This window comes from Alishewanella sp. HL-SH06, assembly GCF_052656265.1.
In genome coordinates this window covers 2,347,730-2,372,667 of sequence record NZ_CP199752.1, presented here as the reverse complement: position 1 = coordinate 2,372,667, position 24,938 = coordinate 2,347,730, and the positions used below count along the sequence as shown (strand labels likewise).

The window sequence follows — 24,938 nt, the reverse complement described above, 5'->3', positions numbered from 1 at the left end:
TCTCGTTTAAACCCCAAGCGGATCGTGCCATTTGGCCAAGCTTTGCTCTATAAACTGTTGTAAACGCACCGCGGCTGGCGGTAAGCGTTTGTTGGCATGGCGTACTAAATACCAATGGCTACTCAATGGAAAGCCTTGTACAGGTAAAATAACTAACCGGTCATGGGGCAGCTGCAATGTATGTGCTGACAACACGGCTAAGCCTAAACCGGCACTGACGCTTAAGCGGATCGCCTCGTTGGTTTCTATCTGCATACTGTGCGCTAATTCAATCGCTTGGCTACTTAGCCAAGTATCAAAAATCATTCGTGTGGCAGAGCCCGGCTCACGTAACAAGAAGCGTTCTGTTTTTAATTGTTGAAAACTCAGTTTGCTTTGTTTAGCCGCCCAATGTGTTAAAGGCGCGACTAAATACAGTGGGTTTCGCACAACCGGTTTAGCATGCACATGTTCGCCACTGGGTGGGTGGCTAAACAAATAGAGGTGATCTTGTTGTTGTTCAAACCGCTCTAAGATGCGAGCACGATTACCAATATGCAAGGTCACTTGTACCGCCGGATAATCTTGATAAAACGCCGCTAATAGCTCGGGTAATAAATATTGAGCGGTGTTCACTACCGCCAGTGAGATGCTACCGATGCTACCGCTTTGTTGTTGACTTAATTGAAAACGGAGTTCTGATAGCCGTTCATCAATATCTTGAGCCGCTTGGTACAGTAACTCACCTGCGGCGGTGAGCTGTAACTTTTGTTGTTGATAATCGACCAGCGGCGTACCGACCGCATCGCTGAGTTTTTTAAGTTGTAACGATACGGTGGGCTGTGTCAGATGCAGCGCTCGTGAAGCTGCGGTTATGCTGCCGTGCTGTACCACTTGGCGAAAAACCTGTAATAAACGAAAGGTGAGTAAACGCTGATCCATAGATAATTATCTATAATGATTTGCTTTATTATTAATTAGCATAAAAAGCTAGGCTTAGGCAAGATAGCGCCCTAAATGAAAGGAGCTAAAAATGCCAGATATCGTCATCATGTTTTTTGCGTTGGGTCTGATTGCAGGCTTGGTTAAGTCTGATTTAAAAGTCCCCGTGCCGATTTATGAAACTTTATCGATTTTATTAATGCTGACCATTGGTTTAAAAGGTGGGATGGCATTACATGGTGTACCGCTACTGCCATTACTGCCTGAATTAGGTAGCATTATTTTAGCCGGTGCCGTGTTGCCCTTGGTGCTCTATCCGGTGTTACGTAAGTTAGTAAAATTAGAAAGCGCGGATGCAGCCAGTATTGCGGCGCATTATGGTTCAGTCAGTGCTGGTACTTTTGCGGTGGTGCTCGCGGTGGTCAGCGCCAGTGGTTTAGCGATGTCTCCACAAACAACCTTGTATTTGGTGTTATTAGAGTTGCCAGCCATTGTGATGATGCTGTGGTTGTACCGTTATCTTAATGGTAGTAAAGCCAGCGGCTTAGCGATTTTACATGAAGCGTTAACCAGCCGTGGCGTACTCTTGCTCACCGGTGGTTTGGTGATTGGCGCTTTATATGGCCAGTCAGGTCTGGCAGATATTTCAGTCGTCTTGGTGGGCGGTTTTAAAACCTTACTTGCGTTATTCTTACTTGAAATGGGCTTATGTACCGCTAAAGTATTTCAACCTCTGCCATGGCGGCAATGGCGCTTAATGATCTTCGCAATCGTGACGCCCATGGTGTTAGCCAGCTTTGGTTTACTGTTAGCGGCCTTGCTCAGTTTACCCGCAGGCAGTGCGTTAGTGTTAGCGACCTTAATGGCCAGTGCGTCTTACATTGCCGCACCCGCGGCTATTCGTGCCGCGATTCCGCAAGCCGATATAGGCCTTGCGTTACTTGCCTCGTTGGGCATTACCTTTCCGTTTAATATCCTCGTCGGTATTCCGCTTTATCAAAGCTGGTTAGCTTAAAACTTTAACGTGGTGCGGGCGAAGTGTTGAGCTCAACCCGCATTATTCTCGTTAGGTGCCACAAAAGGTTTGTTTAACACATTGCGCGGCGCTCGCCGGTTGTTGATATGGTGCATTTTCTGGCGTAGCGCTAAAGGGATCTTGCCACAACTTATGCAGGGAATTAAACAAGGTTAAATCACCGGTATCACTCATCTCATCAATCACTTGTTGAATAAGATGATTACGTGGGATCAGTACGGGGTTTGCTTTGGCCATAATGGCGTGAGCAGCAACCTGCTGACTTGCTAAACGCTGTTGCCAGCGAGCTAGCCATTGTTGTAATGGCGCTACAGCGATTTTTTGCTGTAAGTAAGGTGTATCAGCGTTTAATAAATCCCGAAATGACAAGGTAAAATCAGCCGCAGCATCTTGTAATAAGTTTAAAAAATCTTCAATTAACGAACGATCCTCTGCAACCGGGTGGGCAATACCCAGTTTGGCAGCAAAACGACTGAGCCATTGTTGCTGGTAAATATCAGGAAATTGATTTAACTCGGCCATGGCTAACTCAATGGCTGCGGCTTGATCCGGTGCCAGCAAGCCAAGCAGTGCTTCGGCCAGACGAGCAAGGTTCCATTGCGCTACTGCAGGCTGATTTTTGTAAGCATAGCGACCTTGTTGGTCAATATAACTAAACACTTGCTGCGCATTGTAGGCTTCCATAAAAGCACAAGGGCCGTAATCGATAGTTTCCGCCGACAACAACATATTGTCAGTATTCATCACCCCATGAATAAAACCTAAGCTCATCCACTGCGCCACCAAGGCGGCTTGGCCAGCAATTACCGCGTGTAACAAACCACGATAAGGGTTTTCTGTGTGAGTTAATGTTGGGTAATGGCGTTCAATCACATAATCGGCCAAGGCTTTTACCACCGAGCTATCGCTTTGGCTTGCAGCAAACTGTAGGGTACCGATACGAATATGGCTACTGGCCACTCGGGTTAAAATAGCGCCCGCTAAACCTTCATCTCTAAAAACCACTTCACCGGTACTGACCGCAGCAAGGGCGCGTGTAGTCGGAACCCCTAATGCATGCATGGCTTCGCTGATCAGGTATTCGCGGATCACGGGGCCAATCGGCGAGCGACCATCACCACGACGCGAGTAGGGGGTTTGCCCTGCGCCTTTTAATTGTAAATCAAGCCGTTTGCCTTGGCTGTCTCGTACTTCAGCCAATAAAATGGCACGACCATCACCGAGTCGTGGCACATAATGAGCAAATTGATGGCCAGCATAAGCTTGCGCTAAAGGCGCTGTCCATGTGGGCAGTTGGTTACCACTGAACAAATCTAAGCCCGCAGAGCTGTGCCAATACGCTTCAGGTAAGGCTAGCTCTGCTGCTAATGCCTGATTAAAGGCGATAAATTGTGGCGCTTTAACCGGTGTCGGCTGGCAATCTGCATAACAGATAGGCGGTAACTGGCGATAACTATGTTCAGGCTGAAATGACGACATAAACGACTCACTGTTCAGTACGCCGCTAAGCAGCGTGTGCGACTAATGGTTGAGTAGTTTACTCGGGTATTACGCTAGACACAACGCTCGCCGGCAGCAGACGCAAACGCGAGTGGTGGCTAGGATGGCGCTTAGGCCCGATTACTGGCATTGGGATCGCGATAGCGACTGACTGCTGCATTGGATGCTGCGAGCATTTTTCGGCCTTTCGCTGAAGATTGCGTCAGTAAAATAAACAGCAAATCGATCACTAACTCTTGGGCGTTACGTGACAAGATTGACGACAGACGCACCGCGCTTTCGTTGGCCATGGTTTTCAGGTTAACGGCCGATAATTTGGCAATGGTGTTGGGCGCAAAGCCGGTTAAGCTGAGGAGCTTTAATTTATGACTGCGCGCATAGTGGGCAATCGCCACCATTTCTGGTGTTTCGCCTGATTCACTGAGCATAAACAGCACATCTTTACTGCCAAAATGGGCTAACTCAGCTAACTGTATATGGTTATCACTCTCTGCCGTCGCGTTCATGCCTAATTTGCGTAGCTTAAGACAAAAGTCTTGTGCCACTAAAAAGGATGCGCCTTTACCGGTCAGCATGATACGCCGCGCTTGCAATAAGATACGGCATACCTGTTCCATCAGTGGTTGATCATTTGCGCTGAGTGTGTGGGTTAACACCGCAATTTTACCGGCTAATAACTTGCGGGCCATCTCTGAATAGGAGTCATCTAAAGCAATATCGCCGTGTAATTTATCATCTTGCGGTTCAGGAAAGTTAAGCACGGTATCATTAACCGCAAACTTAAAATCGGGATAGCCTTTATAACCGAGTTTTTGGCTAAAACGTACTACGGTGGCCTGGCTGACCCCCACTTGTTGTGCTAATTCTTGCGAGGATAATTGACGAATAAGTTGCGGATTTGCGATCACAAAATCGGCAATTGCTTGTTCTGTTTTGCGTAAGCGTCCTTGTATTAGCGCAATACGTTGTAATACGGCCATAACGTCTCTGTATTTATCAATATGGCGTGCAGTATAAGCTGACTCGCTGCTTGAAAACTAGCTTAGCTTAGCGGCGAATAATTTAAAGGATTGCTGATTTGCCACGCTACGCTTACAATTGCCGATCGCATAAGTTGCTAATAAAGGAAGCGTTACACCGTGTTAAACAAAAACTTTTTAACCAATTTTTTAGCCTGTGTCTTGGTGTTGATCGGTTGGTTTCTCGACCATGCCTTGTTACTCAATATGGGGTTATTTGCGCTGGCTGGCGCCATTACCAATACCTTAGCCATTCATATGCTGTTTGAGCGCGTACCGTTTTTATATGGATCGGGCGTGATCCCACTGCGTTTTAATGAGTTTAAAACGGGTATTCGCCAGTTAGTCATGACGCAGTTTTTTAGCCGTGAACATATGCAGCGTTTTTTATCGGCCAAAGAGCAACAGCAGGCTTTTGATTTTGCGCCCATTATTGAGCAAACTGATTTATCGGCCACCTTTACCGGTTTGTTAAAGGTGGTGGAGCAATCTTCATTAGGCGGCATGTTGACAATGTTTGGTGGCAGTGCGGTGTTGCAACCATTACAAGAGCCATTTTTAACGAAGTTGAAGCAATCGTTAATTGATATCACGCAAACTCCAGAATTTCATCAGCAAGTGCAAGCCCAGTTATTACAGGCCGATCAATTGAATCAATTGGCCGAACAAGTTGAGCACATCGTACAACAGCGCTTAGATGAGTTAACCCCGGCATTAGTAAAAGACATTATCCAACAAATGATCCGCGAGCATCTTGATTGGTTAGTAGTATGGGGTGGTGTTTTTGGTGGCGTATTAGGCTTATTGGCCAGTATTTTAGTGTAAATATTTTGCTTTTATTTACGAGAAGCGTTATCAATGAAGCCAAGGTTGAAGTTCTCGGCTAGGTCGCACTAATTTCCATTAGAGAGTTTATTTTCTATAACAGGATTGGTTTATGAAATTATCGTTATCAACAATATTTTATACGACAGCATTGGCAACACTGAGCTTCAGTGCTGCGTTATGCGCCCAACAACATACTATGCCCATGTTAAAAGGCAACGAAACAGTATGGTTACTCACGGCAAAACAACAATTAGTGCAGGTCAATGCTCAAGCGCCGCAAACGGTATTAAAGCAACAGTCGCTTAAAGGTATTAATACTGGTGAGCAGATCGTCGGTATTGATTATCGTGTTGCTTATGGCGTGTTGTTTGCGCTATCTGATCAAGGGCAACTTTATACCGTTAATACCACATCGGGACAGGCAACAGCTGTCGGTAATAAGTTGCCTGCAGGCACCTTGAAATCGGCACAATTTGGTTTTGATTTTAACCCTGCAGCTGATCGGATCCGAGTGGTAAATGCGTTAGGCCAAAATTTACGACTCCATCCTGAAACGGGGGCTTTAGCCGCGACAGATCCTGATCTTGCTTACGCTGCAGTGGATAGCCACGCAGGGAAGGTACCCAATATTGTTGCTGCAGCTTACACTTACGATCAGCAGGATGCGAAAGTTACCAGCAACTATGCGATTGATATTGGGGCCGGTAACTTGGTTACCCAGGGTACCTTAGCGGGTGTAACGCCCAGCATTTCACCTAATACCGGCCAATTATTTACCGTTGGACAATTAGGTATTCCTGACTTACAACAGGTTTCTTTTGATATTTCTGATATCAACAATATTGGCCTAGTCGCGCTTACTACTGATAGTCAACCGAGTACCATGCTTTATCAAATTGATTTAGCTTCAGGTCAAACGCACTTGATAGGGCAACTCATTGATGGCAGTGCCATTCTAGGAATGGCCATTGAACCCTAAAAGAAAGCTCTATCTTGTTACTGCATTCCTTCTTTTACAAAGTGCGTTCGTTCAGGCTGCGAGCTTAAACGTTACTGTAAAAGATGCTCAGGGGCGAGTGGTAAACGATGCAGTGGTATTTCTAGAATCGACTGCAGCGGCGGCGTTGGTTAAACCTGGGCCGCTGGCGCAAATTAAACAGCGCGATAAAATATTCACGCCAGAGCTCACGGTGATTACTAAAGGTACGGCGGTGAGTTTCCCGAATGAAGATACTGTGCGTCACCATGTTTATTCATTTTCGCCAGTAAAACAATTTGAAATCAAACTTTATGTTGGCACTCCAGCCGAGCCAGTGGTGTTTGAACAGAGCGGTGTTGCTGTGCTGGGATGTAATATTCATGATCATATGATTGCGTGGATCGTGTCGTTAGATACGCCCTATTATGCTATCACCGATGAGAATGGCCGGGCCACCTTAAAGGATGTTCCTACAGCTGAGTATCAATTGCGCATTTGGCATAAAGATCTTATAGATGAAACGCATATTGTAAAACTACCCTTGACACTGACAGAGAACATGGCGGAGCAGCAGATAACCTTAATGCAATTAGCGCCGATGTTTTAACCATTTTAACCAGAGGGTGCGTTAGCTCCACAAGTTAGCAATCGGTGTGTTTGGGGTGTAGCGGGTGGCAAGCTGTGCTTGAAATAGCTCTGCGCAGGCTAAAGCATCGGTGACCGCATGATGCGGTAAATAGGGCGGTAAGCCATAGCGTTGCCGACTGGCCGATAAGCGGATTGAAGTGCGGGGCGTTTTACGAAATTGCTGCCATAAGCTCAACGGTTTAGCGCGATGCACTTTGGCTTCTAAGGCCATTGTATCAATCACCGGAAACTGCAATGGCTCACCTAAGCGAACCTGCAAAGCGGCGGTTAAAAAGCGCCGCTCAATATCGGCACAATGCACTAATAAAATTTTACCGGCAATGGCCGCTAAAAACTCGGGTAATATCTCAATTAGATCGGGCGCCGTTTGTAGCGCACTGTCGGTAATGCGATGAACGCGTACTGAGCTATTAGTTAGCTCAAAACGCGGTTTAACCAGCCATTGCTGTGCCGCTGAATTTAAAATACGCTGCCCCTTCACCGGCACTAAGCCAATACTTACAATACCATGCTGGCGGGGATCTAAACCGGTGGTTTCCAGATCTAAAGCCATGATGGGTGTTTCGCTCACCGGTGTCTCGGGGCTGACTACACCTTGTTGATAATATTGGCGTAGCAATACATGCCGGCTACTTTGGGTCAACTCTCTAAAACGTTGCTGCCAATTCAGGCGAGTGGGGCTGGGCTGAGTTGATCCAAGATAGAACATGGTTAGGCCTGAAAGTGAAATTTAAGAAACTTCTGCGCATTAGCCAGCACTTGAAAGGCCGCTTTTAAATGCTTACGTTCAAATTCAGACAGTTGTTCCGGTAGGACATTATTATCGGGGTTTTGCTGTTGTTGTAACATGGCTGCCTGATGCCGAATGCGCGTCATCGCAATCACTTCATAGGCATCCCGTAAATCGTCAGCCCGACCTTTGGGTAAGATATTCAATTTACTTAATCGTGCTAAACGTTGGTAACTACTCGGGTTATCAAAGCCAAGCGATAAAGCATACACTCGTAATAAATCGGCTAATGGCGCGGTACCGCGGCGTTTAATATTTAACGATTTATTATGCTTACCATCTTCATCCATTACAAAATCTTGAAAAAAGCCCAGGGGTGGCGTGCGCAGTAGCGCATTGCGCGCCATCGAGGCCAAAAAGGTTTTATGCAAAGGTGCTTGTTGGGCAATGTGTTGATTCAGTTGCGTCGCCCATTGGTTTTCCCCCCAGACACCGTCTAAATCAAAGAAGATATTACTGTGTAGCAGTTTTTCGGGTGCCGGTTTTAAGATCCAGTCACTAAAATACTGGTGCCACACCTTTAAAGGCTGCCGCCAACGAGGATTAGTGGCCATAATATTGCCAGTACACAATGGATAACCACACTGATCCAACCCCTGACAAACAAAGTTGGCCAATGCTGCAAAATAAGCATCATGTTGCTCGGCAACATAGCGGTCATCTAAGATAAGTGCGTTATCTTGATCGGTGACGATCAGTTGTTCATCCCGGGCCATTGAGCCTAAAGCGACAAAGCAATAAGGTATCGGTGGTGGGCCAAGTTGTTGTTCGGCTAATTCTAGCAAACGCTGTTTAAAGCTACGGCCAATGGTGGCCATGGCACTGCCAATCATTTGCGAATTCGCATCTTCATTGACCATTCGTACAAAGCAGGCTTGAACCGCAGGGCGCAATTGCGCTAATTCTGCGACCGTTTGCTGCTGATAAATACTGCTGACGATATACAAGCTGTTGTTTGATTCATGTCGAATAATATCGGCAATGGCGATCACACCCAGCGCTTTATGTTGTCGCAACACCGGTAAATGATGCAAATTATGCCGCAGCATAATCATCATCGCCTCAAACACAAACTGATCGGCTTGAACAGTGACCAGTTCTCGCGTCATGATTTGCTGAACGTTAATATCACTTTGCAAACCCGCGGCAACTAAGCGATTACGAATATCGCGATCGGTAATTAAACCGCAAATATGCTCAGGCTTTGCAGGATCGGTTAATAATAAACACGACACGCTCGCCTCGCGCATTAAGGCCGCCGCTTCATACACTGTGGCATCCGCTGACAACATGACCGGTTCACGATTAATTAACTCGCAGACCTGGGCACTCATTAGCTGATGATCCGCCGCTTTGGCCAAGCGAGGTGTTGCGCGACGCATCGCATCACCGACTTCGACATAATCAGCGAAAAATTCGTTATTATCGAACAATTGCTCAAAGGCTACTGCAGGCACTAAATAAATTAATGTATCTTCCAGCGCACGGGCAGGGAAGCGCACTTTTTTACCACGCAACAAACCCTGTTCACCAAATAAACCGCCTTCAGCCAGGCGATTATATAAATCGCCATTACGCCGAAAGGTTTCAACCACACCTGAGCGGATCACATATAAGGCATCTAATGGAGCATTGTAGGTGAGGATCTCGCTACCAGCGCGATAATAGGCCACATCAATCTGTTGTGCCAAAGTGGTTTGCTCCGGCAACGACAGCTCTTGAAATGGCGAGTGTCGTTGCAAGAAACTTAATACCTCAAGTTGTTCAATTTCTAATTGATCGCTGCTCATTGGGTCGTTTAATCCGGTCTGGGTTCAGACATCAAACCTTTGATAATAGCGATAGACGCTGCCAAAAGCACCAAGGTAAACGGCAAGCCGGTTGAGACCGCCATGGCCTGCAAGGCTGTTAAGCCGCCACCCAGTAATAGCACTACAGCAACTAACCCTTCAAAAGTACACCAGAACACACGTTGTACCGTTGGCGCATTTACTTTGCCGCCGGCGGCAATGGTATCGATAACCAGTGAGCCCGAATCTGAAGAGGTCACAAAAAACACCACAACCAAAATAATGGCGATAAACGAGCTGATTTGCGCTAGCGGTAATGCATCAAGCATGGCGAATAATTGCAGAGGTAAAGCCGCTTCTACCGCCGCCTGATAACCGTCTTGCACTACTTGGCTAATGGCGGTACTACCAAATACGGTCATCCAGAATACACAGGCTAATGACGGGATTAACAGTACTGAAATTAAAAATTCGCGTACGCTACGACCACGAGAAACCCGTGCGATAAACATACCAACAAACGGTGACCAGCTGATCCACCATGCCCAGTAAAAGGTCGTCCAGCCTTGTGAATAATTGGTATCTTCGCGACCAATCGGATTAGACAGTGCGGGTAAATGTTCTAGGTAGCTAATCAGGTTGGTGGTGAAACCGGAGAAGATCGCTAACGTCGGACCAACGATAATCACGAAGAGCAGCAGTAACGCGGCTAATACCATATTAATTTCCGACAGTCGTTTAACACCGGCCTCTAAGCCAGCAACCACAGAGAATAAGGCGATTGCGGTAATACCAATAATCAACAGTACTTGGGTAGTAGTACCACCTGGAATATCAAATAAATAGGTTAAACCGGCACTGGCTTGTGATGCACCAAAACCCAACGAGGTGGCTAAACCAAATAGGGTAGCAAACACCGCGAGGATATCGATAATATGCCCAGGCCAGCCCCAAACGCGTTCACCTAAGATAGGGTAAAACACCGAGCGAATGGTCAGTGGTAAGCCTTTATTAAAGCTAAATAAGGCTAAACCTAAGGCTAAAATGGCATAAATCGCCCATGGATGCAGCGCCCAGTGAAAAATCGTTGCTGCCATCGCAAGTTCTGCTGCAGCGGCGCTGTCACCCGCGGCACCGCCTAACGGCGCCCAGTCGGTGCGTACACCGTCGGTAAATTGTGTGCCCTGCATTGCTGTACCAAAATGCGTTAGCGGCTCAGAAACACCATAAAACATTAAGCCAATGCCCATACCGGCGGCAAACAGCATGGAAAACCAACCCATATAGCTAAAATCAGGTGTGGCTTCAGTACCGCCTAAACGAACTTTGCCCAAGGGGCTGACAATAAGCGCCAAACAAATCAGCACAAAAATATTGGCTGCCGATAGGAAAAACCAGTCGAGGTTTGAGGTTAAGGTATCACGCAAAGTGGTAAAGGCTGGGCCAGCTTCTTCCCGAAAAACCAGGGTTAAAATGACAAAAGCAATAATCGCCAAAGCGGAAATTAAAAAAACGCGGTTGTGAATATCCAGACCAAAGGGACCAATTTTCACGACAACATTGTCTTGACCAATTTGGTAATCGGTATCAATCGGATTGACGGCCCCATCGGGGATCATCGGATCTTTTTGTTGTGTCATACATTAAATCCTTTGCTTAGAAATAATAACCAATATTGATGTTGAAACGGCGCTCGGTATCATCGCTGTTACCTGCAGCACTGCCGCCAACAAAGGGTTGGTTGCGGGCATGCACTAAATCGAAATAAGTGAAGAGACCGCCTGCAGCAACAGAGAAACCGGCGACATTCATCATGGTATCGGCGGTGCCGTCTGATTTGTCATATACCAAGCCGTAGTTGTTATAAAATTGCAGACCCGTTACTGGGCCCCATTGCACGGGCAGGCTATAGGCAAGGTTGGCAGTAATTGATTTAGCTTCGGCGGCTATACTGTCGTAGAACGCATAAGCGCCAACGGCGATCCGTGTGGTGTCATCTAAGTTGTAGTTGTACTCGGTGTGTTGTAATTGCAAGTTCCAGCGACCATAGTGGCTGTTAAGGTGTAAACCAAAGGCATTGTAGTCCCCCGCACGTTGCCGTCCGTCATGTAAGCCACCAGCTAAAGTCGAGATCCCCAGTTCGGTTTTTACCCCGGCAAATTCGGTGTGATAAGCAAAGCGACCACTTAAGGTGTTGTATTCGCCAATCGCATAACTGGGATCGGCATAAATCCCTTCGTTGCCGACACGGCCGCCCACGATGTCATAAGAGTAACGATCTGCACGGTCTTCGACATAACCATCTACGCCGCCGAGCTCATCATTTTTGAAGAAACCCACATCTAACTGCCAGTTGTCGGCAATTTGTCGCTTAAACAGGATCCCTAAGTCAAAATCATCTTCTAAACCCAGGTAGTAATTGGTGCTAAAGAAGTAGTTATGCGAGTTATAAGGCCAGTTGCCGAACGGTACTTGAATAATACCGGCTTGCGTTTGCCAATTTTCAGATAATTGATAGCCAATATAGGCGTATTTAATGGCCGTCATGTAATCAAAGAAACGGATTTCGGCATCCAGTGTGACATCGCCCACACTGCCATGCAGGTTTAAGCGAAAAATATCAAAATCAAAATCACCGCCACGGTTCTTATTACCATCGCTATAAGAGGTATGACTAAAGTTGGTACGGATAGCACCCCCCACGCGAATACCGTCTGCTTTCTTTTCTGCCGGCTCAGTGGCCGCTATTTCAACTTCTTCAACAACGGTGACGGTTTTAGCGTCAGCTGTTATCGCTTCTTGTTGCGCTAAACGGGCTTCAAGACGGGCGATTTGTGCTTTTAATAATTCGAGTTGGGCTTTGACATCTTGTTGCTCATCAGCTGCAACGGTAGCGGGTGTTAAGGCGGCAGTAATAAAGAATGCCAACAGTGATTTTTTGATCATGAGAAGTGCCTGTTTTAGATGGGTCTGTTAAACAAGCGATACAGTGTAGCACAATTTGAAGGCACACCCAAACTGGCTTGAATTTAAGCTATTAATTTTAAATAACTATTTTTAGTGAATGCAAGAGCTCTATACGGCGGTTTCGCTGCAGTTTGCTGCAGCATGGTCTTGCCAAACAATAGCGTTATTTCACCTTAGCAATATTAAGCTATATTTAATCAGATGATTGTTATTTGGCAGCGGTGGCGTTTATCACTAGGTGAAGAGGTTGCGCGCGCTGTTACCTCACCATGGTGTTTAGATTATGCAAAACCTTATTGACCAACGCCGTTTATTTACATTGCTATTTGGCATCTTCGCGCTGTTAATGTTGCCTTTTTTAGCTATGCAATTTACCGCAGAAGTTTATTGGAGCTTCACTGACTTTATAGTGGCAGCCGGGTTATTGTTTATGTTCGGTTTTACTATTTTGATGATTAGGCGCAAAGTAACAGGCAGAATAACGCGGCTTAGCTTACTGCTACTTTGTGTCGCGTTATTCTGTTTGGTGTGGGCACAACTGGCAGTTGGGCTGTTTTAAAAAACGCATTACCCATAATAGGGCTTTTTAATACGTTAAAATGACGAAAACCCTGGCAAGGGGTAAAGTGTTATGTACAACCGACAGGTACGCGAACGAGATCCATTAACAACAATAATAAGGTAAAGGAATGAAGAAAACGGTTGTTTTATACGCATTAGGGTTAGTGTGTTATCAAAGCTTAGCGGCAACACCACAGGCAGTTTGCAAAAGTTTGCAAGGTGCGGTTGCTGATATTCAGCAACAAGCGCCAATAGCCGTTGATTATATGACCACGCTGACTGGGGCCGTTGCCTTGTATAGCAGCAGCAATAATCGTTGTTTGTTAAATTATAACTATGTGATTAAAGCTGAGACCTTTTTACAAGAAATGATGGCTGAAAATCAGCTGACATTGGCAGAAAATGTGGAAGTTTTAAAATCGGATGAAGGTATCGCATCTATTCAAGAGGTGTTTAACGGCTTCGCTAAAGATGCCGCTAAAATGCATTTTCAACCTTTTAGTGGTATCGCTGGGATCACGATTCATTATTCCTACCGGTTTGATGATTATGGCATACCCGGCGTCGTTGCCGTGGTGATGGAGAATTGACATGGTTGAGGTAAGTATACTTGCCGTATTGGTAGCAGCAGTCAGTAGTTTTGTGCTCGGTGGCTTGTGGTATTCACCCTTACTGTTTGGTAAGGCTTGGCTGAAAGAAAGTGGCGCACCGACAACACCGGGTCACCCCGCTAAAGTATTTGGTATCAGTTTTATCTGCAGTTTGCTGGCAGCTTATGCCTTTGCAGTGTTAATGGGATCGTCTGCAGAGCTGGCCACAGCCTTGCATATGGGTTTATTAGTTGGGGTGTGTTTTGTCGCCACTAGTTTTGGTATTAATTATCAGTTTGTGCAGCGCAGTGGTCGCTTGTGGTTAATTGATGGTGGCTATCATATCTGTCAGTTTCTATTGTACGGTTTAGTGTTTGGCTTGTGGCCATAAGCGGTATCGATAGAGCGACTTACTGACCTAAGGTATACCCAAAAAGAACAGGCACCGCGAGGGTGCCTGTTTAGTTCTTTTAAAAGCGAATTATTTCAGATCAAAGCGATCGGCATTCATCACTTTTACCCAGGCGTTAATAAAGTCTTTCACAAACTTTTCCTGGTTATCGTCTTGCGCATACACTTCGGCATAAGCACGTAAAATAGAGTTTGAACCGAAGACTAAATCGACTCGTGTCGCTGTCCATTTTACTGTGCCGGTGTCACGGTCAACAATGTTGTAACTATTGCGGCCCGTTGGTTTCCAGCTGTATTGCATGTCGGTTAAGTTAACAAAGAAATCATTACTTAACACCCCCTCACGGTCAGTAAAGACACCATGTTTGCTGCCAGCATAGTTGGTGCCAAGTACCCGCATACCACCGATTAACGCGGTCATTTCTGGTGCTGTTAAGCCTAATAGCTGCGTTTTATCCAACATCATTTCTTCTGGCTGTACCGCATAATCTTTTTTCAGGTAGTTGCGGTAAGCATCATGTAAGGGTTCTAACACCTCAAACGCTTCGATGTCCGTTTGTTGTTGTGTCGCATCGCCACGACCTCCAGTAAAGGGCACGCTAACATTCACGCCTGCCGCTTTGGCGGCTTGTTCAATAGCGGCGCTACCCCCTAACACAACAAGATCAGCGATACTGACGTTTTTAGCAAAATCCGCTTTAATCTTGTCATACACCGCCAAAACTTTTTGTAAACGAGCAGGCTCGTTACCTTCCCAATCTTTTTGAGGCGCCAGACGAATACGCGCGCCATTAGCACCGCCACGGTAATCAGAGCCACGGAATGTACGGGCGCTATCCCAAGCGGTTGCTACTAACTCACCAATAGTTAAACCACTGGCTAAGATTTTTGCTTTTAATGCTGTCACATCAGCATCGGTAAGTTGATAATCGGCAGCGGGGATCGGATCTTGCCAGATTAACTCTTCTGCTGGCACATCTGGGCCAAGGTAACGGCTACGAGGGCCTAAATCACGGTGCGTTAATTTAAACCAGGCCCGAGCGAATACGTCATCAAAATAAGCTGGATCTTTATAAAAACGCTCAGAGATTTTGCGATATTCTGGATCCATTTTTAGTGCCATATCGGCATCGGTCATCATCGGATTACAACGAATTGACGGATCTTCTACATCAACCGGCTTATCTTCTTCTTTAATGCTCACCGGCTCCCATTGACTGGCGCCAGCAGGGCTTTTGGTCAGTTGCCAATCATGCTCTAGCAGTAAATAGAAGTAACCGTTATCCCATTGGGTAGGGTTGGTAGTCCACGCGCCTTCAATACCACTGGTCATGGTATCGCGACCTATGCCACGGGTTTTGTGGTTAACCCAGCCAAAGCCTTGCTCTTCAATCGGCGCGCCTTCTGGCGCCGGGCCCAAATTACTTTCTTTGTTGTTACCGTGCGCTTTACCGACGGTGTGGCCACCTGCCGTTAGAGCAACGGTTTCTTCATCATTCATGGCCATGCGTTGAAAAGTCACGCGCATGTCGTGTGCGGTTTTAAGCGGATCGGATTTACCATCAACCCCTTCAGGATTGACATAAATGAGACCCATCATTACTGCAGCGAGTGGGTTTTCTAAATCTCGCTCACCAGAGTAACGAGTACCTGGGCTACCAGAGGGGGCTAACCATTGTTTTTCTGAGCCCCAGTAGGTGTCTTTTTCTGGATGCCAAATATCTTCGCGGCCACCAGCAAAACCAAACGTTTTAAAACCCATTGATTCATAAGCCATGTTACCGGCTAAGATCATTAAATCGGCCCAAGAGAGTTTATTGCCGTATTTCTTTTTAATGGGCCATAGTAAGCGGCGTGCTTTGTCTAAGTTACCGTTATCAGGCCAGCTGTTTAGTGGCGCAAAACGTTGGTTACCGGTACCGGCACCGCCACGACCATCGGCAATACGGTAGCTACCGGCACTGTGCCAAGCCATTCGGATAAATAAACCACCATAATGACCCCAGTCAGCCGGCCACCATGATTGGCTGTCGGTCATTAAGGCTTTCAGATCGGTTTTAACGGCGTCTAAATCTAAGCTTTTAAAGGCTTCGGCGTAATTAAAGTCAGCACCCAGTGGATTGGTTTTCTGATCATGCTGGTGCAAAATGTCTAAATTAAGAGAGTTTGGCCACCAGGTCATGGTGCTGTTGGCATTGGCCGTATTCGCGCCGTGCGCGATAGGACATTTGCCAGAAGAATTGTTCGTACTCATTGATCACTCCTTGTAGAGGTCGTTGCAAAAACGTTTACGGCTAAGCCGTTTGTAACTGCATTGACTATAGACCTCTAACAAATTTTTTTAAAGTAACTTATTCCGAACAGTCTAATAGCTTTTTTGAATTAGGAAATGAATTGATGGTTAAAATAAATGGCTAAAAGTGGCAGCTTAATGTGGTTGCCACTCAACACCATAATGCGTAAAAATCTCGGCATCGCGGTTATACCAGCGCCGAAACGGTTCAATATCAAAACCGTGTAATTGCGCCAGCCACGCATAACGTATAGCGGTTTTTAATAAATCAGGGTATTGCCAGATCCGGCCATAGGCGATCACAGCAAGCTCAGGTTGCTCGCCCAAAATATCAATGGCTTGCATCACTTTGTGTAAATAACGCAATTCTTCGGTAAACTCGGGAGTAATGCTGCTGTTATCGTGTTTGCTGCTCATTATGCCAGATCCCTTTTTCCTTCAATAAAGCTATATCGGCCAACCAAGGGTAAGGTTTAGCACGAACCGCTACGTGCGCAGTACTTTTTTGCTAAGTGAATAAATTACTTAAATTTTATTATTTTGAAGCGGGTACAAGGCCATACCACAGTCAGCAGCGTTAAAGTTTAATCAGCGCTTGTATTCAGTGTCTGTTGCCACCATTAACAAGCTAGCCTACTTGCTGACTTACCCGAGGAATGTATGACTGTTGCCAGCAAAGGCGTTGCCACACGTGCAGTATTACCGTGGATCGGCCGCTTTTTATTACCCTATCGCGGCCGTGTGGTCGCAGCGATTGTGTTTCTGTTGATTGGCTCTTTAGCCTGGCTCGGTTTAGGGCAGGGCGTGCGACTGATGGTCGACGAAGGTTTTGTCACCGGAAATTTAGCGCGTTTAAATCAACTGACTGCCCTGGTGCTTGGCATCACTTTACTTGCCTCGGTTGCGGTATTTTTACGTTTCTATTTTATGAGCTGGCTGGGTGAGCGCGTCAGTGCCGATATTCGCAATGCGGTGTATCACAATATGCTGAGGCTCTCACCGGCGTTTTACAGTGAAACGCGCACTGGCGAAGTCATTTCCCGTTTTACCGCCGATACCACCTTGTTACAAAGCGTGGTCGGTTCCAGCCTTTCGATGGCACTGCGCTCTGCGGTGACGGCTATCGGCGGTTTAATTATGATGGCTTTTACCAGCTTTAAATTAACCGCCTTGGTATTTATCGCGGTGCCGTTAGTGCTGTTACCTATTTTAGTGTTAGGCAAAAAGGTACGGCAACTGGCGCGAGACAGCCAAGACAAATTAGCCGTTATTGGTGCTCATGTGGATCAAAGTCTGCACGAAATTCATACCGTACAAGCCTATGGTCACGAAGCACGCGATGAAACTGTGTTTAAAGCAAAAATCGAGCAGGTGCTCGCTGCCGCGCGCGGCCGTATTTTTTATCGCGCGTTGTTAATTGGAACGGTGATGCTGCTGAGCATCGGCGCTATCACCATTGTCGGTTATGTCGGCGCTTTAGATGTGGTGAGCGGGAAGGTCAGTCCTGGGCAATTAACCGCCTTCTTGTTTTATGCTGTAATGGTGGCCGGCGGCATGGCGACGATTAGCGAAGTGATTGGTGAGGTACAGCGCGCCGCAGGTGCGGCTGAACGTTTAATTGAATTAGCGGAAATGCCAGTGACGATTAGTGCGCCAGTGCAACCGCTAACGCTTACCGCTCCGGTGCGCGGTGAGCTGCAATTTAAGCAGGTTGCTTTTGCTTATCCGCAAGTCCCTGAACAAACCGTGTTGTCACAATTGGATCTGCACATTCAACCCGGTGAGCGTTTAGCCCTTGTTGGCCCCAGTGGCGCTGGTAAAAGTACTATATTTCAATTGTTACAACGCTTTTATGATGTTACCGCAGGCAGCATAGCGTTAGATGGCCAAGCCATTACACAGCTTGACCCTCAGCAGTTACGCGCACAATTTGCACTGGTACCGCAAGATGCCGTAATATTTGCCGATTCTGTTGTCGAAAACGTGCGCTATGGTCGGCCAGAGGCCAGCTTGGCTGACGTTAAAGCGGCCTGCCAAGCCGCACGTGCTGACGAATTTATTCAGCAGTTTAGTGCCGGTTACGAAACACAATTGGGTGAGCGCGGTGTGCGCTTATCGGGTGGTCAAAAACAACGTATTGCCATTGCTCGCGCCATTTTAGCGGATCGGCCGATTTTGTTATTAGACGAAGCCACCAGCGCTTTAGATGCCAGTAGCGAACACGCTGTTAAGCAAGCATTAGAGCAAGCGATGCAAGGTCGCACCACCTTGATCATTGCCCATCGACTGAGCACGGTACTGACTGCCGATCGCATTTTAGTGTTAGATCAAGGTCGCGTAATTGCCAGCGGTAAGCATGACGAGCTTTTACAAAGTTGTGCGCTGTATCAAGAATTGGCGCAACTGCAATTTTTAACGGAGTAAGTTTTCACCAAAGCTGATAAGTTTGCCAGAGCGCTGGCAGAGTACGGTGAGCTTCACAAACCCCAATAACAAGCAAAGAGTGCGCAATGTTACTACCTATTCTTGCCATCAGTGTTGGCGCTTCCTGTGGCGCGGTGTTGCGCTGGTTACTTGGCTCAGCGCTGAATCAACATTGGCATGTGTTACCACTGGGTACCTTGACTGCCAATTTACTGGGCGGATTTTTAGTCGGAGTGGCGGTGCCATGGTTGGCGCAACACTCTCACTTAGCGCCAGAGTGGCGCTTATTGATTATCACCGGCTTTTTAGGTGGCTTAACGACGTTTTCCACCTTTTCTGCTGAAGTGATTGAAATGCTGCTAGAGCAAAAATACAGCCACGCCGCCGCAACAGCGGCGCTGCACTTAATTGGCGCTTTACTGCTTACTGGCCTGGGCTTTATGCTGGCGCGTTTTTTTATGCCACCTACGGCTGGGGCAGGATAGTTAAACTATCGCTGCCCGCGCTCTGACCATACACTAACCAATCATTATTTAGCACAATGGTGCTACTGCCAAATTGATAACGCCCCGGCAAGGTCGCCAGTACACGATACTCCAAAATGGTTTCTCCTTGCTCGATAGCATTAACCTGTAGCTGTAATTGCTGCTCTTGCTGCCAAAGCGTATTGATGATTTGGCTGCGGCTATCGGTGTGAGTGGCATGCTCTTCAGGTAAGGTATCTGCATCACGGGCCGGTAACAATAATAACCCCGGTAATAGGCGCTCATGAATTGTGAGATCGCGCCGTGACACAGGGCTTTGCACGATAAGTTGTACTCGTAAAATATCGCCTGATAGCACCTCATTTGCCGTAACCCATCGTCCCTGTTGCAACTTTAATAACTGCCGCTTAAGCCCAAGTCCCTGATGTAACGCCTTGATGTGGGTAAGCGGCTGCTCAAATTGCACGCTTAACCAATAATTGGCCGGTAGGCTATGCTGCCAATCGTCACTGTTAGATACAGCGCGAAGTTTAGCCGCAACAGGCTTAGCGGCCGCTTGCGACTTCGCATCATAAAGTGCCAGTGTACAAATAAAATTCGCTTGGGCAGAGCCAAAATGGCCAGCCGCGTGTTGTGCTTCGACAATTCGGCTTTTTAAGCCTTGTAAGCGTGGCAGGTTAACGGGGCTTGCGTATAACACCCAGCAGGCGGTGACGGTATCTAACTGGCTAAAAGACTGATCCTGGTAGCCACTTTGGATAAGGGCCGTTTGCCATTGCTGGTATTGCGGTTGTAAGGCTGCATCCTCGTTTAGTAAATGGCCTAAAGCAACAACCAATTGGGCTTGCAATTTTAAACTGGCCGCATCGCTTGCTTGCCCCACTTGGCTGCGTAAACCTTGCAAGGTTTCAAGCGGCACACGTTGTCGCATGCTTTGCCACAGTGCCAATAATACCTGCTCGTCCAAAGATAATGGCCGATAGCGCGAAGTTAATTGTTTTTCTGCCACGGCGATATTACTGGTAGAGAGCAAGTCACCGGTGTTTACCCCCAGGGCAGCAAGGTGCTGTAGCGCCCAGAGCGTATAAAGCTGACTGCTGTTATCGGCCTGCTGCGTTTGATAACGACGATAACCACTATCATCACGATAGGCAATTGCCCAGTTTGACAGCGGCACTTGCCCGGCCCAAGTTGGTGCTTTATTAGACAGAGTGTAAGCGATTAACCAATCACTCAGTTGCTCAAACCATTCTGTTGGCGCCTCGGTTTGCTGTGGCATCAAGGCGGCCCAATCAGCTTGCTGGGTAGCGGCAGCAAAGGCTTGGGCGCTTAGTACTGTTGCCCCTACAGGCAGGCTTACCCTTGAGGTATTGCTGGTTAGTAAGCGCCGTTGCTGCTGGGCTTTCGCGGCTAAAACCTGCAGCTTATGTTGTTGTAGCAGCCTGGGTACGCCAGGGTTATCTGAGCTGTTGCTTAGCTGCTCCAGGCGCAAGGTGTAGTGGCCGGCGTGACGTTTTGGCAGCGCAATAGCATGTTGTTGCCGCTCTGCTGCGCCAAGTGTGACTGTCCACTGTGCGATAGGCACATCATCTAGTAGCAGTCTTAGCTGTTGCTGCTCAGCCTGTTTGTTTGGGTTAAAGAGCATCACGCTGGCATAGCTGTCATCACCTTCGAACGCCTCAACGGGGGCATGTAAGCGGGTTTCGAGATTAGCCTTTACTAAGGTCGAAATAGACTGGCTGTGCTGCTGTTGTGTACTGGCCGCAATAGCTACCAAATGCCAGTTGCCCGGTTTTTTCGGTGTATTCAGGGTTAAACGAAGTGGCTTGTTTGCCATAAGCCTATGTTGTCCTAGCCAAAGGGGAATTTCGGCCTGAGGTAATGCTGGGGGTTCTGAACTTCTCACTGCGCTATCTGCCATAGCGAATTGCAGGCCAGCGCTTAGCATACGGGCAGATAATGGCCACTGCGCCATAATGAAGGGTGTGATAAGCTCAGGTTCAAAGGCGCTGGCTAAATCAGTAGCATACAAGTAAGACGCTTTAAAACGTGAAACCAGAGCATTAGGATTTAGGTTACCTAGGGCGCCACTGCGGGTGTGATAAAGCAGCGCCTCATCTAACCAAAACAGCATAACCGAAGCGGTGCTCTTGCTTGTGATCTCAATATCGACACTGTTATCTGCCTGTAACGCTGTAGCCGGCGTTAACAGTGACAGCGTAAAAGGTAAGGCGCTGATACTGTCAGCGGCACGGATGTCATGCGTGATGCGCGTTAACTGTTGCTGTTCATCGGCATACTGCAGTGTTAACGACAGTTCGGGCTGCATTGCTGGCGTTAACGCCAATTGTACGGGGTTATCTCCCGGCGTAAGTTGCAGCGGCATAACCTGCTCAATACCTTGGCTTAGCACAAACAATAACGCATTGCGCGCTAGCTCGCTTTGAATGTTAATCTCCAGCGTGGTTGGCCAGCTATTTAAAGTTTCAGGCGCGATAATAAGGGGTTTACTCAGCGCTTTTGAGCTGGGTTTTTGCTCCGTCAAATTGACCCGTTTTATGGCTAATTGGCTGGGTTTGCCGTAGTGTAAATGCAAGTATAGCCATTGCCTTTTGTCTGTTTTTAACTGTGTAGGAACTTCACAATCAAGTGGCAAGCGCGTAGGCTTTGTAATACAGCGTGCGAGCACCGCTGAGGTCGGATCGGCACTTTCACGCCAGAGCGCTTGTGTAACCGGCACCGTATTAACCAATGTGTTGTGTAAAGTGCCCAGCTCAAGCGCTACTAACTTCAGCAGGTTGGCCATGCGCTTATGGCCAATTAAATGGGTACGATTGTAAATAACCAAGCCACTACCACTGCGCTGGCGTTCACCTAAGCTATCGGTGACATCGAAAATATGATGGTGTTGATAGGCCGGGGCACCATGACTGACCGTTATGCCTGCTGGCAGCTGTAAGGGGGTACTCAGCTGTCCGTTTTCATTGGTTGTGTAAGGCGTGATTACCTTGGCAGGGGTGGGGTAATCACCCTCATCATCAAATTGATACCCTTTTGGAAAGCCTCTTTGATAGTGGTAGCGCAGCGGTCGCCAACTGGTTTCATGCTGTAATTCGGTTTGTATTGGTACACCCGTCATTGAGCTTACAGAAAGCGTTATCGCAGCGCTTTGTTTCGGGGTAACGAACTCTGGGTGGGCGGTATCAAGCCGATACAGCGGTAAACGCAAGGGTTTCACCTCAAAATAGTGGCTTTTAAGCACGCGATCCTGCTTAAGCAGTGACACGTTGTAGCTCCCCGCGTGTTTGATGAGCGCAGCCGGTAAGTGATAGTGATAAAAGGCTTCAGGGTTGGCGTTTATCTTGGCAATCGTAACAAAAGGCGTGGTGGCGCTCTCGCTAAGTGTACTGGTCAGTGGCCAGCTTAAGATCTGTTGGCCATGGCGGCTCAGTGTCAGTTTAAATTCGCTTTGCGATGCAGGCGCAGTCAGGCCCTCTGCACTTTGCTGGCGTAACAGCAACATGATCTCTGCACTTTGGCCTGGTTGATACACCGGCTGATTACTTTCTAGCCAAGCTTGTGGGGCAGGTTCCTCTTCATCAAGATACAAGGGGTTAATAGCAATGAAGTTTTGCTGTTGGCTCCAGATCCAACAATGTGCATACTCAGGTGCCGCCAGCCCCTGCGTCAATTGGTGTTTTGATAGCGCTAATCGACCGGCTGGATCGGTATGTCCAAGTAATAGCGGTGTGGCTTGGCCTAAACAAAGCCGTGAGATCGCTACCTCAGCCTGCGGTTGTTGTTGCCAATTGGTCACTTGTACGACGAGATCACCTGCCTGAAAAATCTGTAAATTAAAGGCCGCACGTTGCAGCCAGTTTTGCACCGCTTTACCGCTGTTATCCGCCAGTTGATAAACATACACGCCGCTTTGGGCCAGTGTTTCGCCGCTAAAAAGCGGGCTACTAGCGGCAAAGTGTTCATCGTTTACCGCACTTTGCCAAGGCTGCTGCGTGTTAAAATGCGTGGCAAGCTCTGCGGCAGTGAAAGCCGGAAATAAGGAATGCTCTTTGCCATAGCGCTCAGCTTTACGTGGCGGTATGCCTTGCCATAAGTTATTAAGCCAAGTTTGAAAAGCCGTTGAATTGGTAAAATGTTGATAATAGAGCGTAAGATCAAAGCTCTGGCTTTGCTGGCTGAGAACTTCAGGTACCACTTTAGGCTTTTCTGCAATGCTGCTGGCTAATGCCTCGTCGGTTTGCGTGATAAAGGCGGTGCGTTTTTTGGCATAGTGCTGCTGCCAGGCCTGTTCTGGCCAAGGCAGCATGAGTGCGTCCTGATCGTCTTGTCTGCTCATTTGCCAAAACGGCGTGGCGGCGTTGGTGTTAAACGTTAGGTTAGTGGCTTCTGGGAAAATAGCCGTGAGCTGAAACTGATAGCTGGCCAAAGCACTAAGATATAACTGCAGCAGCGTTGTGCCATCAGCCTCGCGACTGATTTTGCCTTCGGCATAAGGCCCTGTGACCCAATGTTCAGCTAAAGGCCCGATACCCTCGTTATGATCAGCAAAAAAATCTTTTTCAACGGGCTCTGCTAACAACATGCGCAGTGCCAGTTGCTGTGGTGGACAGTCGGTGTGGCGTGGATCAATGGCGCGATACTGCCGCTCTTCGCTGTGATCTGCGGTATAAGTCATAGCAGTTTGGCTAGGCTCAGCAAGGCAATACCAGCCTAAAAAGCGATTTTGCGTAAACACCTCGCCTTGCCAAATAACCCGCTCTGGCGCATTCGGATGGCTCACCCCAGCGGGTAAAAATAGCTGATGCTCGCCGGTTTCATCGGTTGCTAAGCTGATTTCTTGATAACGATATTGATTTTCAGGGTAGTAGCGCCCGCCAGTTAAGGCTGTTGGCCTTACCTTACCCGAGGGCAAACGTAATTGAAGTTGTGCTAATTGCGCTTCTGACCAGCGTGGATCTACTTTTAAAAGGTGCGCATGATTAAAACTACTTTGCCTGATAAAAGCGCTCAGCCCTTCCACTTCTAATAAAAACGCTCCCGCGCTAAAGTGTTTAGTGACTGGGCTGGCTAAACGGGCATTTAAGGCCATTAACCTTTCAGTTAGCGTCACGGTAACTTGCTGCTCTGTGGCTACTTGGCTATCACAGGCCAATACGCTCGGCTCTGGGAAATGCCAGCGACAGCTAAGTTTAGGCTGAAATTCAATGGCCTCGGTAAGCTTAGCGAGCGGTAATTGCCCAGGTGTATGCAGCGCTTGGTTAAAGCGGAACTGCACCTGCATTAAACCGGTTTCATTTAACGACCGAGTCTTAAAGTCGATAAGCGCTAAGCTCGATTCGACCGATGGTTTAGTGTCATCGGTTATGGCTGTGGGGCTTTGCCACTTAGTGCAGGATAGTAAACTTACGCTTAAGCAAGCCGTTATAAAAATTGCGCTAAAGGTGCGTTTTGTAAAGGTGGCAGTGGATGTCATTCATCGTCCGTGATTAGCCAAAGTACATTATGAGGCATTTAAGCATGGTGCAAATGGGCTGTAAATCACCTTTTTAGCGGTTCTAGGGTACCATTTTGCAGGGTACCTCTATCTCTCTATGATTATAAATAGCTGTGTATCTTCAGGTAATTGTCGTTATGTCGCTTTACGCTACACTGTGCAAATTTACAGTGTGGCGTTA

General features: G+C 47.4%; 19 protein-coding genes. 9 read left to right on the top strand and 10 right to left on the bottom strand.

All coding sequences use genetic code 11. The features are described 5' to 3' along the window. Window positions 1–6: 6 nt before the first annotated feature. On the bottom strand, window positions 7–921 hold the full coding sequence (locus ACUJFK_RS10845) for a LysR family transcriptional regulator (RefSeq protein ID WP_445424852.1): 915 nt from the start codon (window positions 919–921) through the stop codon (window positions 7–9). 91 nt (window positions 922–1,012) lie between these two features. Here ACUJFK_RS10845 and ACUJFK_RS10840 point away from each other — a divergent pair, with 91 nt between their 5' ends. Then, complete coding sequence (locus tag ACUJFK_RS10840; protein ID WP_226752113.1) at window positions 1,013–1,936, top strand: sodium-dependent bicarbonate transport family permease; 924 nt, start codon at window positions 1,013–1,015, stop codon at window positions 1,934–1,936. Between the two features lie 51 nt (window positions 1,937–1,987). Here ACUJFK_RS10840 and ACUJFK_RS10835 read toward each other — a convergent pair whose 3' ends face one another. Together ACUJFK_RS10835 and ACUJFK_RS10830 are read right to left on the bottom strand one after the other, a co-directional pair. Further along, a complete protein-coding gene (locus ACUJFK_RS10835) occupies window positions 1,988–3,436 on the bottom strand; it encodes a protein adenylyltransferase SelO (protein WP_445424851.1) in 1,449 nt (482 codons plus the stop codon). A 131-nt stretch (window positions 3,437–3,567) separates the two neighbouring features. Beyond that, a complete protein-coding gene (locus ACUJFK_RS10830; protein ID WP_445424850.1) occupies window positions 3,568–4,437 on the bottom strand; it encodes a MurR/RpiR family transcriptional regulator in 870 nt (289 codons plus the stop codon). 159 nt (window positions 4,438–4,596) lie between these two features. Between ACUJFK_RS10830 and ACUJFK_RS10825 the strand changes: the two genes are divergently transcribed. The 3 genes from ACUJFK_RS10825 (at window position 4,597) to ACUJFK_RS10815 (ending at window position 6,890) form a co-directional block, all read left to right on the top strand. Then, window positions 4,597–5,301, top strand: a complete 705-nt coding sequence (locus ACUJFK_RS10825) for a DUF445 domain-containing protein (RefSeq protein ID WP_445424849.1) — start codon at window positions 4,597–4,599, stop codon at window positions 5,299–5,301. A gap of 112 nt (window positions 5,302–5,413) precedes the next feature. Next, window positions 5,414–6,283, top strand: a complete 870-nt coding sequence (locus ACUJFK_RS10820; RefSeq protein ID WP_445424848.1) for a DUF4394 domain-containing protein — start codon at window positions 5,414–5,416, stop codon at window positions 6,281–6,283. Continuing rightward, window positions 6,273–6,890 carry a methylamine utilization protein gene (locus ACUJFK_RS10815; protein WP_445424847.1) on the top strand — a complete coding sequence of 206 codons (618 nt, stop codon included), beginning with the start codon at window positions 6,273–6,275 and terminating at the stop codon, window positions 6,888–6,890. The genes ACUJFK_RS10820 and ACUJFK_RS10815 overlap by 11 nt, the downstream gene beginning before the upstream one ends. Window positions 6,891–6,911: 21 nt before the next feature. Here the strand turns inward: ACUJFK_RS10815 and ACUJFK_RS10810 are convergent, their stop codons facing one another. The 4 genes from ACUJFK_RS10810 to ACUJFK_RS10795 are packed head-to-tail and all read right to left on the bottom strand — an operon-like array spanning window position 6,912 to window position 12,457. Next, entirely contained in the window at window positions 6,912–7,640 is a 729-nt protein-coding gene (locus ACUJFK_RS10810; RefSeq protein WP_445424846.1) for a 3'-5' exonuclease, read from the bottom strand. Window positions 7,641–7,642: 2 nt separating this feature from the next. Continuing rightward, the gene (locus ACUJFK_RS10805; protein WP_445424845.1) at window positions 7,643–9,511 is read right to left on the bottom strand and encodes a DUF294 nucleotidyltransferase-like domain-containing protein; all 1,869 of its coding nucleotides are present in this window, start codon (window positions 9,509–9,511) and stop codon (window positions 7,643–7,645) included. Window positions 9,512–9,519: 8 nt separating this feature from the next. Next, window positions 9,520–11,151, bottom strand: a complete 1,632-nt coding sequence (locus ACUJFK_RS10800; RefSeq protein WP_445424844.1) for a BCCT family transporter — start codon at window positions 11,149–11,151, stop codon at window positions 9,520–9,522. Between the two features lie 16 nt (window positions 11,152–11,167). After that, window positions 11,168–12,457, bottom strand: coding sequence for a carbohydrate porin (locus tag ACUJFK_RS10795; protein ID WP_445424843.1), 1,290 nt, complete (start codon window positions 12,455–12,457; stop codon window positions 11,168–11,170). A gap of 304 nt (window positions 12,458–12,761) precedes the next feature. Here ACUJFK_RS10795 and ACUJFK_RS10790 point away from each other — a divergent pair, with 304 nt between their 5' ends. From ACUJFK_RS10790 to ACUJFK_RS10780, 3 genes are all read left to right on the top strand, one after another. Next, window positions 12,762–13,037 (top strand): hypothetical protein, encoded by a 276-nt coding sequence (locus ACUJFK_RS10790; RefSeq protein WP_445424842.1) that lies wholly within the window; start codon window positions 12,762–12,764, stop codon window positions 13,035–13,037. Between the two features lie 130 nt (window positions 13,038–13,167). Continuing rightward, on the top strand, window positions 13,168–13,629 hold the full coding sequence (locus tag ACUJFK_RS10785; RefSeq protein WP_445424841.1) for a hypothetical protein: 462 nt from the start codon (window positions 13,168–13,170) through the stop codon (window positions 13,627–13,629). A gap of 1 nt (window position 13,630) precedes the next feature. Continuing rightward, entirely contained in the window at window positions 13,631–14,020 is a 390-nt protein-coding gene (locus ACUJFK_RS10780) for a DUF1761 domain-containing protein (RefSeq protein ID WP_226752101.1), read from the top strand. A gap of 90 nt (window positions 14,021–14,110) precedes the next feature. On the opposite strand, the gene katG is transcribed toward ACUJFK_RS10780, so the two are convergent. Further along, a complete protein-coding gene (gene katG / locus ACUJFK_RS10775; protein ID WP_445424840.1) occupies window positions 14,111–16,294 on the bottom strand; it encodes a catalase/peroxidase HPI in 2,184 nt (727 codons plus the stop codon). A 174-nt stretch (window positions 16,295–16,468) separates the two neighbouring features. Further along, window positions 16,469–16,750: a hypothetical protein gene (locus ACUJFK_RS10770; protein ID WP_445424839.1), complete on the bottom strand. Its 282-nt coding sequence runs from the start codon at window positions 16,748–16,750 to the stop codon at window positions 16,469–16,471. A 243-nt stretch (window positions 16,751–16,993) separates the two neighbouring features. Here ACUJFK_RS10770 and ACUJFK_RS10765 point away from each other — a divergent pair, with 243 nt between their 5' ends. Then, complete coding sequence (locus tag ACUJFK_RS10765) at window positions 16,994–18,757, top strand: ABC transporter transmembrane domain-containing protein (RefSeq protein WP_445424838.1); 1,764 nt, start codon at window positions 16,994–16,996, stop codon at window positions 18,755–18,757. Between the two features lie 86 nt (window positions 18,758–18,843). Continuing rightward, entirely contained in the window at window positions 18,844–19,242 is a 399-nt protein-coding gene (gene crcB, locus ACUJFK_RS10760) for a fluoride efflux transporter CrcB (protein WP_226752097.1), read from the top strand. Here the strand turns inward: crcB and ACUJFK_RS10755 are convergent. Beyond that, window positions 19,223–24,736, bottom strand: coding sequence for an alpha-2-macroglobulin family protein (locus tag ACUJFK_RS10755; protein ID WP_445424837.1), 5,514 nt, complete (start codon window positions 24,734–24,736; stop codon window positions 19,223–19,225). The two genes, crcB and ACUJFK_RS10755, sit on opposite strands and share 20 nt — an antisense overlap. Window positions 24,737–24,938: the final 202 nt, after the last annotated feature.

What these genes read in the sequence shown, in the direction of transcription:
- ACUJFK_RS10780 (WP_226752101.1), top strand. Translation starts at nt 13,631, where the DNA reads ATGGTTGAGGTAAGTATACTTGCCGTATTGGTAGCAGCAGTCAGTAGT.
- ACUJFK_RS10810 (WP_445424846.1), bottom strand. Translation starts at nt 7,640, where the DNA reads ATGTTCTATCTTGGATCAACTCAGCCCAGCCCCACTCGCCTGAATTGG.
- ACUJFK_RS10845 (WP_445424852.1), bottom strand. Translation starts at nt 921, where the DNA reads ATGGATCAGCGTTTACTCACCTTTCGTTTATTACAGGTTTTTCGCCAA.
- crcB (WP_226752097.1), top strand. Translation starts at nt 18,844, where the DNA reads ATGTTACTACCTATTCTTGCCATCAGTGTTGGCGCTTCCTGTGGCGCG.
- ACUJFK_RS10840 (WP_226752113.1), top strand. Translation starts at nt 1,013, where the DNA reads ATGCCAGATATCGTCATCATGTTTTTTGCGTTGGGTCTGATTGCAGGC.
- ACUJFK_RS10790 (WP_445424842.1), top strand. Translation starts at nt 12,762, where the DNA reads ATGCAAAACCTTATTGACCAACGCCGTTTATTTACATTGCTATTTGGC.
- ACUJFK_RS10820 (WP_445424848.1), top strand. Translation starts at nt 5,414, where the DNA reads ATGAAATTATCGTTATCAACAATATTTTATACGACAGCATTGGCAACA.
- ACUJFK_RS10755 (WP_445424837.1), bottom strand. Translation starts at nt 24,736, where the DNA reads ATGACATCCACTGCCACCTTTACAAAACGCACCTTTAGCGCAATTTTT.
- ACUJFK_RS10795 (WP_445424843.1), bottom strand. Translation starts at nt 12,457, where the DNA reads ATGATCAAAAAATCACTGTTGGCATTCTTTATTACTGCCGCCTTAACA.
- ACUJFK_RS10765 (WP_445424838.1), top strand. Translation starts at nt 16,994, where the DNA reads ATGACTGTTGCCAGCAAAGGCGTTGCCACACGTGCAGTATTACCGTGG.
- ACUJFK_RS10785 (WP_445424841.1), top strand. Translation starts at nt 13,168, where the DNA reads ATGAAGAAAACGGTTGTTTTATACGCATTAGGGTTAGTGTGTTATCAA.
- ACUJFK_RS10800 (WP_445424844.1), bottom strand. Translation starts at nt 11,151, where the DNA reads ATGACACAACAAAAAGATCCGATGATCCCCGATGGGGCCGTCAATCCG.
- ACUJFK_RS10835 (WP_445424851.1), bottom strand. Translation starts at nt 3,436, where the DNA reads ATGTCGTCATTTCAGCCTGAACATAGTTATCGCCAGTTACCGCCTATC.
- ACUJFK_RS10830 (WP_445424850.1), bottom strand. Translation starts at nt 4,437, where the DNA reads ATGGCCGTATTACAACGTATTGCGCTAATACAAGGACGCTTACGCAAA.
- ACUJFK_RS10805 (WP_445424845.1), bottom strand. Translation starts at nt 9,511, where the DNA reads ATGAGCAGCGATCAATTAGAAATTGAACAACTTGAGGTATTAAGTTTC.
- katG (WP_445424840.1), bottom strand. Translation starts at nt 16,294, where the DNA reads ATGAGTACGAACAATTCTTCTGGCAAATGTCCTATCGCGCACGGCGCG.
- ACUJFK_RS10770 (WP_445424839.1), bottom strand. Translation starts at nt 16,750, where the DNA reads ATGAGCAGCAAACACGATAACAGCAGCATTACTCCCGAGTTTACCGAA.